The organism is Streptomyces sp. NPDC037126, assembly GCF_055605965.1.
Window position 1 is genome coordinate 469432 of the sequence record NZ_JBVJTD010000002.1, and the last position, 12283, is coordinate 481714.

The 12283-nt window shown below is 76.6% G+C and carries 9 protein-coding genes and 2 pseudogenes; 6 read left to right on the plus strand and 5 right to left on the minus strand.

The window, feature by feature from the left end:
* Positions 1–6: 6 nt before the first annotated feature.
* The 3 genes from ACZ7FF_RS07085 to ACZ7FF_RS07095 are packed head-to-tail and all read right to left on the minus strand — an operon-like array spanning position 7 to position 2548.
* Positions 7–492, minus strand: a complete 486-nt coding sequence (locus tag ACZ7FF_RS07085; protein ID WP_470810160.1) for a hypothetical protein — start codon at positions 490–492, stop codon at positions 7–9.
* Positions 489–1127 carry an RNA polymerase sigma factor gene (locus ACZ7FF_RS07090; protein WP_470810161.1) on the minus strand — a complete coding sequence of 213 codons (639 nt, stop codon included), beginning with the start codon at positions 1125–1127 and terminating at the stop codon, positions 489–491. The genes ACZ7FF_RS07085 and ACZ7FF_RS07090 overlap by 4 nt, the downstream gene beginning before the upstream one ends.
* A complete protein-coding gene (locus ACZ7FF_RS07095; protein ID WP_470810163.1) occupies positions 1124–2548 on the minus strand; it encodes a S8 family peptidase in 1425 nt (474 codons plus the stop codon). The genes ACZ7FF_RS07090 and ACZ7FF_RS07095 overlap by 4 nt, the downstream gene beginning before the upstream one ends.
* 75 nt (positions 2549–2623) lie before the next feature.
* On the opposite strand from ACZ7FF_RS07095, the gene ACZ7FF_RS07100 reads away from it, so the two are divergent.
* Positions 2624–5236: a CHAT domain-containing protein gene (locus tag ACZ7FF_RS07100; RefSeq protein WP_470810164.1), complete on the plus strand. Its 2613-nt coding sequence runs from the start codon at positions 2624–2626 to the stop codon at positions 5234–5236.
* Between the two features lie 299 nt (positions 5237–5535).
* Here ACZ7FF_RS07100 and ACZ7FF_RS07105 read toward each other — a convergent pair whose 3' ends face one another.
* Positions 5536–7266 (minus strand): LuxR family transcriptional regulator AbsR2, encoded by a 1731-nt coding sequence (locus tag ACZ7FF_RS07105; RefSeq protein ID WP_470810166.1) that lies wholly within the window; start codon positions 7264–7266, stop codon positions 5536–5538.
* 95 nt (positions 7267–7361) lie between these two features.
* On the opposite strand from ACZ7FF_RS07105, the gene absR1 reads away from it, so the two are divergent.
* The gene (gene absR1, locus ACZ7FF_RS07110) at positions 7362–8447 is read left to right on the plus strand and encodes a beta-glucuronidase AbsR1 (protein ID WP_470810167.1); all 1086 of its coding nucleotides are present in this window, start codon (positions 7362–7364) and stop codon (positions 8445–8447) included.
* Positions 8448–8678: 231 nt separating this feature from the next.
* Positions 8679–8912: pseudogene (locus tag ACZ7FF_RS07115) on the plus strand (hemerythrin domain-containing protein); the annotation flags it as partial.
* 280 nt (positions 8913–9192) lie between these two features.
* Here the strand turns inward: ACZ7FF_RS07115 and ACZ7FF_RS07120 are convergent.
* A pseudogene (locus ACZ7FF_RS07120) lies at positions 9193–9357 on the minus strand (glutathione S-transferase family protein); the annotation flags it as partial.
* A 55-nt stretch (positions 9358–9412) separates the two neighbouring features.
* Here ACZ7FF_RS07120 and ACZ7FF_RS07125 point away from each other — a divergent pair.
* The 3 genes from ACZ7FF_RS07125 to ACZ7FF_RS07135 are packed head-to-tail and all read left to right on the plus strand — an operon-like array spanning position 9413 to position 12262.
* Entirely contained in the window at positions 9413–10573 is a 1161-nt protein-coding gene (locus ACZ7FF_RS07125; protein WP_470810169.1) for an NAD(P)/FAD-dependent oxidoreductase, read from the plus strand.
* Positions 10570–10872 (plus strand): (2Fe-2S)-binding protein, encoded by a 303-nt coding sequence (locus tag ACZ7FF_RS07130; RefSeq protein WP_470810170.1) that lies wholly within the window; start codon positions 10570–10572, stop codon positions 10870–10872. The genes ACZ7FF_RS07125 and ACZ7FF_RS07130 overlap by 4 nt, the downstream gene beginning before the upstream one ends.
* Positions 10865–12262, plus strand: a complete 1398-nt coding sequence (locus ACZ7FF_RS07135; RefSeq protein WP_470810172.1) for an FAD-dependent oxidoreductase — start codon at positions 10865–10867, stop codon at positions 12260–12262. Before ACZ7FF_RS07130 ends, ACZ7FF_RS07135 begins: the two co-directional genes overlap by 8 nt.
* The last annotated feature ends 21 nt before the right edge of the window (positions 12263–12283 follow it).

Here is a 12283-nt window from a genome sequence, read left to right on the forward strand (position 1 = left end):
TCCTGATCAGGCCCGCAGCCACTCCGTGACGATCACCTCCGCGCCGGTGCGCAGCCTGAGGGCGAACGGGCCGGCCGGCGCGCTGTCACTGGTGAAGCGGCCGAGGGTGTCGACGTCGACCGGCTGGACGGCCCCCGGGCCGCCGAGCACCTCGACACCCGCCGACTGCGGCGGCAGCACCTGGCCGATCAGCCCGTCCCCGGTGACCTCGACGTCGACGGTGACCTCGCCCGCGCGGAACGTCAGCATCCGCGGCGCGTCCAGCACGCCCCGGACCGGCAGCGCGTCCACCAGGGAGTCGAAGGTCAGCTCGGCGATCCGGGCGTCCAGGTCGTGCAGCGCATAGGCGTCCAGGGCCAGTTGGCGCAGCGGCTCGGGGACGGGGTCCAGAACGGCCGCTGCCTGCCGCAGCTCCTCCTCCAGGAGCGCGTCCGCCTCCTCCGTGCCCTCGGCGCCCTCGTGTCCGTGTGCCTGCTCGTCGTCGCCGTTCACACCGCACCCCGTGCGTCCATCCGGGCCCGCAGCCGGCGCAGACAGCGCTGCCGCAGGGGGCCGATACTGCCGACCGCGATGCCGAGGGCGGCCGAGATCTCCACGTAGCTGGGCGGCGGCGAGGCGATCAGCACACGCAGCAACTGCCTGCAGCGCTCGCCCAGTTCGTCCAGCTCCTGCCACAGGCGGCGGACCCGCTCGGCCCGGTCCGCCGCCTCCTCCGAGTCGATCAGCGTCTGCTCCGGCGTACGGTCGTCGCTGGCCCGGTCCAGGACCTGCGGGTCGTCCGTCAGCGTCAGCCGCGTCAGCCCCCTGAGCACCTTCAGGCACTCGTGGCGGGCGGTGCTGGCCAGCCAGGCGCCGGCCTTGTCGGGTTCTCTGATCCGGCCCAGGTGCTGGGCGAAGCGGAACCAGACGGTCTGGTAGACCTCGTGCCCGTCGGCGTCGGACAGCCGGTGCGCGCGCACCACCGACCACACCAGCGGACTCATCCCTTCCACCAGCGCCTTCCAGGCCGCGGCGTCCCCGTCGACGGCGGACCGGACGAGCGCGCCGACCTCTGTTCGGTCCACGGCTCCACCCCTCGTGTACGGCTCGTCATCGTACGCCGTGGAGCGGAGGGTTCCGGCCCTCATGCGGGCAGCGCGGGGCTCGGCAGCGGGAGCGGGCGCCAGGTTGGTGGGCGGAGCGCCGGTACGTGCGCCCCGCGCACCTCCGCCCGGCCGGTGGAGTCCGCGAGCAGCGCGGTACCGGCCGCGCGCGGATCGCGCTCCCGGTCCGCGATCATCCGGGCGGCGACGAGTCCCGCGACGACCGGGGTGGCGAAAGACGTGCCGCTCCACTGTGCGAGACCGTCGAACATCACCTGGTCCGGTTTGGCCCCGGTGCTCTCCCGCCCTTCGCTCAACACGCCCGTGTGGCGCGGGAACTGGCAGGTGCAGGGGTAGGAGAAACCGAACCGGCAGGCGTCGTAGGTGGAGTGCTGGTAGAGGTACGGCACGGGCGTGCCGAAGCCGGTGAGGGCGCTGGTGAGGTGCTCGCCGGGGGCGTAGACGCGCACCCAGGGGCCGTGGTTGCTGAAACACGCCTCGCCGTCGCCGTCCGAGCGGAGGGCGCCGACCGACACCACGCTGTCCGCGTACTCGGGCAGGGACGCGTAGGCGGCGGGCCAGAACGGGACGTCGCTCGCGTCGTTACCGGCGGCGGCCACCAGCAGGGTGCGCTGCCCGCGCAGTTCGCGCATGAACGCGTCCAGGCCGATCAGTCCCTCGGTGCCCTCGGTGGGGGTGCCCGCGGAGAGGCTGATGACGTCGGGCCAGCCGCCCTGGTCGACGGCCTCGAAGAGCCGGGCCCCGAACTCGGACTCCAGCACGGCGCCCGCGTCGTTCAGGGTGTTCCTCACGGTGATGCGGGTGTTGGGCGCGACGGCCGCGAGGATCCCGGCGATGAACGTGCCGTGGCCGACGTACTGGCGGAGCACCCCGTCGGGGCCGGTCTCGTCGAGCTGCGCGTCGCCCGTGGTGTGGGCGAGCAGCGGGTAGGCGCCGTGGTCGTGCACGAGACCGGTGTCGATCACCAGGACGTCGACGGCGGTGTCCGCGTCGTGGTCGGCCCCGTCCGCCGCCGGGTTGGGCGACTCGGTGCGGGCGACGGGCACCGGCTCGTCGCCGGGGCAGGCGTTGACCGCGATGTGCACCACGTGGTTGCGGCTCACCAGCGTCCGGCCCCGGCGCCCCTCCGCGTCCCGCAGGGCGCTCAGGGCGTGCGGGACGGTGTCGTCGGCGAGTTCGGGGTCGCCGACCCGGATGCGGGTGACGCCGGTGCGGTCGTGCTCGGGGCCGATGCGGCGCACGTGTTCGGGGAGCAGCCCCCGGGCCTCGGTGAAGTGGGCGCGCACGGTGTCCTCGACGACCCGGGCCTCCTCGCCGGCCCGGGCGAGGACGACGCCCCGCTCGTACAGGAAGTGGGCGTCGCCGTCCGGGCCCATGGCCAGTGGAACGTCCGGCATCGAGCGCTGGATGTGGTCGAACTGCTCGTGGAATCGCTGGGGTGCCATGCCGTGTCCTCCCCCTCGGGACGGTGTCGACAGTGAGAGTCGCGGGGCCACCGTCTGATACAGCAGGCCACTACCATGCGAGGCGTGACAGCGGGAAGCGTGTCGGTGCTCGAACTGCTGCCGATGGTGTTCGCCGACCCGGGCGAGGCCCGGGCGCGCGCGGAGCAGCTGCTCGACGCCGGTGCGCCGCCGCTGCCCGCCAGCGTCGCCCACCAGGTTCTCGGCATCTGGCAGCGGGACTTCGGCGATCTGCGGGTGGCGCTGTGGCATCTGCGACGGGCCCGGGACCTGGCGGCGCGGGCCGAGTCGGCCGACCGCGAGGCGGATGTGCTCGCCACCCTCGGGGTCGCACTGGTGCACGCGGGGCGCACGCGGCAGGGGCTCGCGTCCTTCGAGCGGGGTGTCGCGCGGGGCACCGGACACACCCGTGCGCGGGTGCTGTACCGGCGGGCGTACGTGTGGTGGGTGCTGGGGCACCACCGTGAGGCGCTGGAGGACGTGCGGCGGGCCCTTCCGGTACTGCGCCAGGTCGCCGACGACATCTGGACCGCGCGGGCGCTGACCCTGCGGGCCACCGTGCATCTGGCGCTCGGCGCGGTGGACCGGGCCGTCGCGGACTTCACGGCGGCCGAGCGGCTGTGGGACACCACGGGCCAGGAGCACGACAAGGCGGACGCGGTGGAGAGCCGGGGGCTCGCCGCGTTCCGGTCCGGGGACGTCCCGATCGCGCTGCGGCTGCTGGACGAGGCCGAGGAGCGGTACGCCAAGCTGGGCACGCCGACCTACATGCTGTCGGTCCGGCGCTGCGAGGTGCTGATGGCGGCGGGCCTCGCGCCCGAGGCCCTCGCCGAGGCGGACACGGCGATCGCGCTGCTGGACCGGATCGGCGGCCAGTCCACCCGCAAGGCCGAGCTGCTGCTGGCCGCCGCGCGGGCCGCCCGCTCGGCCGGGGACGCGCCCACCGCCGTCGCCCGCGCGGCCGTCGCCGTACGGCTGTTCGCGGCGCAGCGGCGGATGTGGTGGGAGACGCACGCCCGGCTGGTGCTGATCGAGGCGCGGGTGGCGGCCGGGCGCCGGTCGGGGCGGCTGGTCGGGGACGCGGCGGCGGTCGCGGAGCGGCTGGCCTCCTTCGGTTCGCCCGCGGCGCCGGAGGCGTCGCTGCTCGCGGGCCGGATCGCGCTGGCCCTCGGCTGGACGGCGGACGCGGAGCGCCATCTGGCGGTGGCTGCCCGCAGCCGGCACGGCGGTCCGCCGCCGGCCCGGATGACCGGATGGGCGGCGCAGGCGCTGCGGGCGCGCGCGGCCGGGTCCCGGCGGGGCGTGCTGGAGGCCTGCCGGCGCGGCCTGGCCGTCCTCGACGACCACCGGATGACGCTGGGCGCCTCGGAGCTGCGGGCGCACGCGACCGCGCAGGGCGCCGAACTGGCCGCCCTGGCACAGGAGATGAGCCTGACCCAGCAGGGGCCGCGACGGCTGCTGGAGTGGAGCGAGCGGTGGCGGGCGACCGTGCTGTCCGCGCCGCCGACCCGGCCGCCCGCCGACCCCGCGCTGCTGAGCGGCCTGACCGCCTACCGGGAGATCGCGGCGCGCGCGGAGGGCGCCCGCATGGAGGGCCGCCCGGTCCCGGCCCTGGAGCGCGAACAGCGCCGCCTGGAACGGGAGATCCGCTCCCGCACCCGTCACATGCGCGGGTCCGCCCCGCACGGGGGCGACCGCTTCGACGTGCCCCGGCTGCTGGACCGGCTCGGCGAGGCGCGGCTGGTGGAACTCGCCGTCGTCCAGGGGCGGGTGCACGTGCTGCTGTGCGCGCAGGGCAGGGTACGGCGGTTCACCGGCGGGCCGCTGGCGGAGGCGGTGGCCGAGGCCGAGTACGTGCAGGCGGGGCTGCGACGGCTCGCGCACCCGGGGGCCGAGGCGCGGCTGCCGCTGGTGGAGGCCGCGGGCCGGCGGCTGCAGGAGCTGCTGCTGGGCGGTGCCGTACCGCACCTGGGTCCCGGCCCGGTGGTGATCGTGCCGCCGGGGGCGCTGCACCGGGTGCCGTGGGCGCTGCTGCCCGCGCTGCGGGACCGGGTGCTGAGCGTGTCGCCGTCGGCGGGCAGCTGGCTGCGCGCCCGCGAGACGGAGCCGCCGCCGGACGGCCGCCCGGTGCTGGTGCGCGGTCCCGGTCTCGCGACGGGCGGCGCGGAGGTGCCGGTGCTGGCCGGCCGGTACGGTACGGCGACGGTCCTGGAGGGCGAGGACGCGCAGGTCCCGCGGGTGCTGGCGGAACTCGACGGCGCGGGGCTCGCGCATCTCGCCGCGCACGGCACGTTCCGCGCGGACAGCCCGCTGTTCTCCGCGCTGCGGATGGCCGACGGCCCGCTGATCGTGCACGACTTCGAGCGCCTCGCGCGCAGCCCGTACCGGATCATCCTCTCCAGCTGCGACACGGCCCGTCTCGCCTCGGTCGGCGCGGACGAACTCCTCGGTCTCGTCACCGCGTTGCTCCCGCTGGGGACCGCCGGGGTGGTGGCGAGCAGCGCCCCGGTCAACGACGCCGCCGTGGTGCCGTTGATGCTCGCGCTGCACAAGGGGCTCGACGCGGGCCTCTCCCTGGCCGAGGCCCTCCGCGACGCCCGGGCGGCACTGCCGGGCGACACGGTCCACCAGGCCACGGGCTGGGCATTCGCCGCGTTCGGGGCCGCGTGAGGACGAACGGGCGCGGGGCCGTAAGGGGGCTCTCGGGGCCGCGTGCCGGCCGGCGCAGGGCCGTCACGCGGTGGTGCGTCCGCCACGCTCGGGGCCGCGTGCCGTCTGGCGCAGAGCCGTCACGCGGTGGTGCGTCCGCCACGCTCGGGGCCGCGTGGGCGCCGGGGGGCGGACGGCCGTCACGCGGTCGGGCGTTCGCCGCGTCCTGGGCCGCCTGAGGAACGGCGAGCGTAAAGCCGTCACACGGTCGGGCGTACGCCGGGCTCCGGGCCGCCCGCAGACCGGTGGGCGCACGGCCGTCACGCCGGCTCGTCCAGTAGGCACGGCAGTGCGTCCCGGCCGCCCGTGCCGAGGCGGGTGTACGCGCTGTACAGGTGGTTGCCGACGGTGCGGACCGACAGGGTCAGCCGCTCGGCGATCTCGCGGTTGCTCAGTCCGGCCGCGGCGAGCGTGACGATCTGCCGCTGGCGGGCGGTGAGTTCGCCGAGGACCAGACCGGCGAGGGCCGGTGTGCGCGCGCCCTGGCAGCGGCGGGCCCGGGAGAGCGCCCGGGTGCGGGACCTGCGGGCTGCGCGCGGGTCGCGGTGGACGCGTACGGCCTGTGCGTGGGCCTCGGCCGCGAACAGCAGGAAGCCGCGCTCCTCCAGGGCCTCCGCGGCCCGGTCGAGGGCGGCCGCGTCCCCCTTGGCCAGGGCGTCGGCGTGCCGGGCGAACACGCTGCCCGCCGGCAGCCGCCCGGCGACCCGGCCGGGGTCGCCGAGGCGTACGGCGGCGTAGAGCGCGTAGGCGTCGTCGGCGGCCGTAGCGGGAGCCGGCGGGCCTGCTGCGTCCAACTGGCTCTTCACCAGGTCGAGTTCCGCGCGGCAGGCACTGTCGCCGGGCGCGTGGCGCAGCCCCTCGCGGGCCCATGCGGCCGCGTCGCGCACCTCGCCGCGCAACCGCGCGAACCGGGCGCGGACGGCCGCGTACCCGGGCGGCACCGGGCCGCCCTCGGCCACCAGCCACTCCCCCACCGGCGCGGGCAGCGGACGGACGTCCAGCTGCTCGATGCGCCGTGCCAGGGCCCGCTGTTCGGCCTCCAGGGCCGGGCCGTGGGCGGCGGGCGGGCGGCCCAGCCTGCGGGCGCGGAGCCGGCCGGCCGCGGCACGCAGGGCGGGCCCGTGCAGGGGGTGGGCGAGCGTGACGGCGCCGTGGTCGTCGGCGGCGACCAGCCCGTCGGTCTCCAGACGCTCGAGGACGCCGAGGTCGAGGTCGTTCACCCGCAGCGGCAGGGGCTCGGCGAACGCGAGGCGTTCGAGGGTCTCGCGTTCGCCGGGGCCGGACCGCTCCAGGACGGGGGCCAGCCGTGCGCGTACGGCCGGGGTGACGGGCAGGGGGCCACGCCAGGCCCGCTCCCCGGTGTCCGGGACCGGCAGCAGCCGTCCGCCGGTGCCGAGCGCGGTCACCAGGTCGCGCAGCAGCCGGAGGTCTCCCTGGCACAGCTGGTGCAGCCGGTGCGCGGTGAGGGATTCGAGACCGGCCACGGCGAGCAGTTCGGCGGTGTCCTCGTGGGGCAGCGGTGCCAGGGTCAGCCGGGGCAGCAGCTCACCGCTCCACAGCCGGGTCACCGCGCCGGGCGCCGGTGTGCCGTCCGCCGCGGTCACCAGCAGACGGGTGCGTCCGTGCGCGGCGAGCTGGTGGACCAGGGCGGCGGAGGCCTCGTCCAGCAGATGGGCGTCGTCGACGACGAGGAGCCGGGTGCCGGACAGCGCCCGGACCGCCCGGTGGAGCGAACAGGCCTCGGGCAGCAGGTGCGCGAACGCCGCGAAGTGCAGGTCCCGGGCCTCGGGCGTGCCGGTCACCCGGGCGTGGTCGGTGCCCCGGACCGCCTCCGTGACCAGCCGGGTCTTGCCGCGGCCCGCCGGCCCGGTCACCACGATGCCGTGCCGCCCGGCCGCCGACTCCTCCCGCACCAGCGCCAGTTCCTCCTCCCGGCCGGTGAACGGCCAGGGCGGCTGGTGGGTCTTCGCGTCCTGTTCGTAAGTCCTCACACCATGCAGAGCGCCCGTACTCAGCTTTGATACAGGGTGACTTGAGTAGCCCCCGACTCAGGCGCCCGGGCCCGTCCGGCGGGCACGCTGGCCGCATGACCCGACGCCTCTGCTCGCTACCGCGGCAGCCGGCCCCGTCCTTCGGACCGGGGCTGACCGCCGAGCGGCTGGGCGCGCTGCTCGCCGGGCGGCGGATGTGGGTCGACGGCACGGTTCTGCACTACTGCTTCCTGGACGCCGACAGCGACGCCTCGGTGATCCCGGTCCCCGGGACCGGGGAACCGCGCCGGGTGCCGTGGGCCGGCGGCAAGGAGCAGCAGGACGTGGTCCGCGAGTGCTTCGCCGTGTGGCAGGGGCTCGGCATCGGCGTGACCTTCGCCGAGGTCGGCGACCGGCGCGAGGCGGAGCTGCGGATCGGGTTCCAGGCCGGCGCCGGTTCCTGGTCGGCGGTGGGCCGGGAGGCGCTGGCGGTCGGGCGGGGCGAGCGCACCATGAACCTGGGCTGGGACGTGACCCCGCCCGGGGAGCGCGCGATCGTGCTGCACGAGATCGGGCACGCGCTCGGCATGGTGCACGAGCACCAGAACCCGTTCTCCGGGCTCCACTGGGACGACGAGGCCGTGTACGCCGAGCTGGCGGGCCCGCCGAACCACTGGAGCCGGGAGACGACGTACACGAACGTCCTGCGCGAGCTGGCGGCCTGCGAGGCGGGCGGCTCGGTGTGGGATCCGCAGTCGGTGATGGCGTTCCCGTTCGGACCGGGGCTGGTGCTGGAGCCGGAACGGTACCGAGGGGGGCTGCGTCCGGGCGGGACGCCGTCGCCGCAGGACAAGGAGTTCGTACTGCGCTGGTACCCGCCCGCCGGGCCGTCCGGGCCGGCCGCGCTGGTGCCGTTCCGGTCGGTGGCGCTCGGGCTCGGCCCGGGCGAGCAGGCCGATCTCACCGTCGAGCCGCCGGAGACCCGCGACTACACCGTGGGCACCTTCGGCGACGCCGACACCGTGCTCGTGGTCTTCGAGGAGCGCGACGGGGAACCGCGCTTCCTCGCGGGGCACGACGACGGCGGCACGCCGGACAACGCCGCCGTCCGGGTCAGGCTCGTCAGGGGCCGCCGCTATGTCGTCCGCGTCCGCCTGTACTCCTCGTGGGGGTCGGGAGAGACGGCGGTCATGTGCTGGTGAGCACATGCGGACGACACGCACCACAGTCCGGCACCGGGGGAGCGGTCGCGGACGTCACCTACGGGGGAGGTGACGTCCGCGACCACGCCGGTGCCCGCGGTGCGCGAACGCCCCGCCCGTCCCGCCGATCACGTCCGTCCGCCGGGGCACCGCCCCGCGGTACGCACCGCCCGGACGGGGGAACCCGGGCACCGGACCGGACGACGCGGGCCGGGGCGGCCGGAGGGCGTGATGGCGTGGCACGGCGGAACCGTCATCGACGAACTGGCCAGTGACCACCGCGAGCTGGAGAGGATCTTCGCGCACATCGAGGCGCTGCCCCCGGGGAGTCCGGAGCGCCGGCCGCGCGTGGACCAGGCGATCATCGTGCTGGTGCGGCACTCGGCCGCCGAGGAGGCGTACCTCTGCCCGCTGGTGCGCGAGTCCCTGCTGGACGGGGGCCCGCTCGCGGACAGGGAGGCCGTCGGCCAGGCCGCGCTGGAGCGGCTCGCCGCGGAGCTCGACGGCCTGCCGGAGGACCACCACGACCGGGAACGGGTGCTCGCCCGGCGGATCCGCGCGGTCCGCGCGACGGCTTCAGCAGGGTGGACCGGGCGGTGCGCAGGACGCGCGCGCAGGGGACACGGCGGGGATCCTCGGTCACGTCCTCACCTTCGTCCGGCGGTCTCGCGGGGCGCGTGTGCGGTGCCCTGCACATCTCGTGAAGGTGAACGGCCGTCCGTGGACCGGACGTCGGTGGGCGGCCTCACCCGCGGGAGGCGTCCGGTGCCTCGGTGGCGTGGGCCGCCCAGTCCAGGATCGGGACGGCCGCCCCGGCGGCCTCCAGGCCCTGGCAACGGCCGTGGTGGCGGCGTGCGATGCCGTCGAGGTCGAGGTGGCGGCCGAAGGCGGGGCGGGCGGCGACGCGGCGGACCGCTTGCGCGCGGGGTCTCCTCAGCGTGAGCGACATGTGACATAGTACTGCCGTGGTGATGCGACTGACCTGCGATGTCGTGGTGGTCGGAGCCGGGATGACGGGCGCGGCCTGTGCGCTGTACGCCGCGCGGTCCGGCCTCGACGTGCGGGTGGTGGACCGGGGCCCGGTGGCCGGCGGCACCACCGGCGCGGGCGAGGGCAACCTGCTGGTCTCCGACAAGGAACCCGGACCGGAACTCGAACTCGCCCTGCTGTCGGCCCGGTTGTGGGCGCTGCTGGCGCAGGAACTGGGCGCGGCGGTCGAGTACGAGGCCAAGGGCGGCCTCGTGGTCGCCGCGTCCCCCGAAGCCCTCACCGCACTGCGGGACTTCGCCTACGGCCAGCGGGCCGCCGGGGTCACCGCCCGGCCGGTCGGCCCCGGCGAACTCGACGCACTGGAACCCCACTTGGCCCCCGGCATGGCGGGCGGGGTGCACTACCCCCAGGACGCCCAGGTGATGCCCGCGCTGGCCGCGGCCCACCTGCTCCGCGCCTCCGGCGCCCGCCTGCACACCGGCCGGACCGTCACGGGCGTGCTGCGGGGCACGGACGGCGCGGTCCTCGGGGTCCGCACCGACCGGGGCGACATCCACGCGCCGGCGGTGGTGAACGCGGCCGGCACCTGGGGCGGCGATCTCGCGGCACTCGCGGGCGCCCGCCTGCCGGTGCTCCCCCGGCGCGGCTTCGTCCTGGTCACCGAGCCGCTGCCGCGCATGGTCCGGCACAAGGTCTACGCGGCGGACTACGTGGCCGACGTGGCGAGCGACTCGGCCGCGCTGCGCAGCTCACCGGTCGTGGAAGGCACGGCCGCCGGGCCGGTGCTGATCGGCGCCACCCGCGAACGGGTGGGCTTCGACCGGTCGTTGTCGCTGCCCGCGGTGCGGGCGCTCGCGGCAGGGGCGGTCGGGCTGTTCCCGTTCCTGCGGCGGGTCCGCGCCCTGCGCACGTACGCGGGCTTCCGGCCGTACCTGCCCGACCACCTCCCGGCGATCGGCCCCGACCCGAGGGTGCCGGGACTCTTCCACGCCTGCGGGCACGAGGGCGCCGGCATCGGACTGGCCCCCGGCACCGGGCTGTTGATCGCGCAGACGCTCACCGGGAAGGCGGCGGAGCTGGATCTCACGCCGTTCGCGCCGGAGCGGTTCGACACCGATGGAGGCGATACGGCGTGAATCCACTGGAGCTTGCCCGGGCCCGGCCGGGCGAGGGCTTCACCGTGACCTTCGACGGGCGGCCGCTCGCGGTCCTGCCCGGCCGCACGGTGGCGGCCGCGCTGTGGGCGGCGGGCGTGCCGGCCTGGCGCGGCGCCCGCGGCACGGGCCGGCCCCGCGGGGTGTTCTGCGGGATCGGGGTGTGCTTCGACTGCCTGGTGACCGTCAACGACCGCCCGAACCAACGTGCCTGCCTGGTCACGGTACGGCCGGGCGATGTGATCCGCACTCAGGAGGGGACGGGCCGGGACGATGGCTGAACGACCGCACCTCGCCGTCGTCGGAGCGGGTCCGGCCGGGCTGGCCGGGGCCCTGACGGCGGCCGCGCGGGGCGTACGCGTGACCCTCCTGGACTCCGCCGAGCAGGCGGGCGGGCAGTTCTACCGGCAGCCCGCCCCCGGCCTCGGCGCACACCGCCCCGAGGCGCCGCACCACCGCCGGCGCACCTGGGAACGACTGCGGGACGGACTCGCGCACCGGATCGCCGCGGGACACCTCACCCATCTGACCGACCATCATGTCTGGTGCGTCGCAAGGGACGCCGACGGGTTCGCGGTGCAGGCCCTGCGCGGCCCCGAGCAGGAGGAAGGGGTCACCGTCCACGCCGACGCCGTCCTGATCGCCACCGGCGGCTACGAGCGGGTGCTGCCGTTCCCGGGCTGGACGCTGCCCGGGGTCGTCACCGCCGGCGGCGCCCAGGCCATGCTGAAGGGCCAACTGGTGCTCCCGGGGCGCACGGTGGTGGTCGCCGGCACCGGTCCGCTGCTGCTCCCCGTGGCCACGGGGCTGGCCGCGACGGGCGCCCGGGTGGCCGCGCTGGTCGAGTCCACCGGCCCCGGTGCCCTGCTGCGCCGGGCGCCGGACCTCGCCGCGGTGCCCGGCAAGCTGGCCGAAGGCGCCTGGTACGCGGGCCGGTTGCTGCGGCACCGGGTGCGGGCGCTGTCCCGGCACACGGTGGTGGAGGCGCACGGCACCGACCGGCTGACGGCCGTCACCGTCGCCGCGCTGGACGCGGCCGGCCGGACCAGACCCGGCAGCGCCCGCCGCATCCCCTGCGACGCGCTCGCCGTCGGCCACGGCATGCTGCCGCACACCGACCTCGCCGAGACCCTCGGCTGCACCCTCGCGGGGACGGCCGTACGGGTCGACGGCGAGCAGCGCACGGACGTGCCCGGCGTCTGGGCCGCCGGGGAGACCACCGGCGTCGGCGGGGCGGACCTCGCGCTCGCCGAGGGCCTGCTCGCGGGCCGCTCGATCGCCGCGCGGCTGCGCGGCGCCGCGCCCGAGCCGCGCGGCCTGGCCGCCCCCGCACGGGCCCGGTCCCGGCTGCGGGGGTTCGCGGCGGCGCTCGACTCGGTGTACGCGCCGCCCGCGGGCTGGGCGGACGGCGTCGCGGACGACACGGTGGTGTGCCGCTGCGAGGAGGTCACCGCAGGTGAGGTCCGTACGGCCGCCGGCGCGCTCGGCGCCACGGACCTGCGCGCGGTGAAGCTGCTCACCCGGGCGGGGATGGGCTGGTGCCAGGGCCGGATGTGCGCGCCCGCCGTGGCGGGACTGACCGGCTGCCCGTTCACCCCGGGGCGCAGGCCGTTCGCGCGTCCGGTGCCCCTGGGCGTGCTGGCCGGACTTCCCGAGCGGGGAACCGAATGACCCCGGCGAACCGGAACCGAC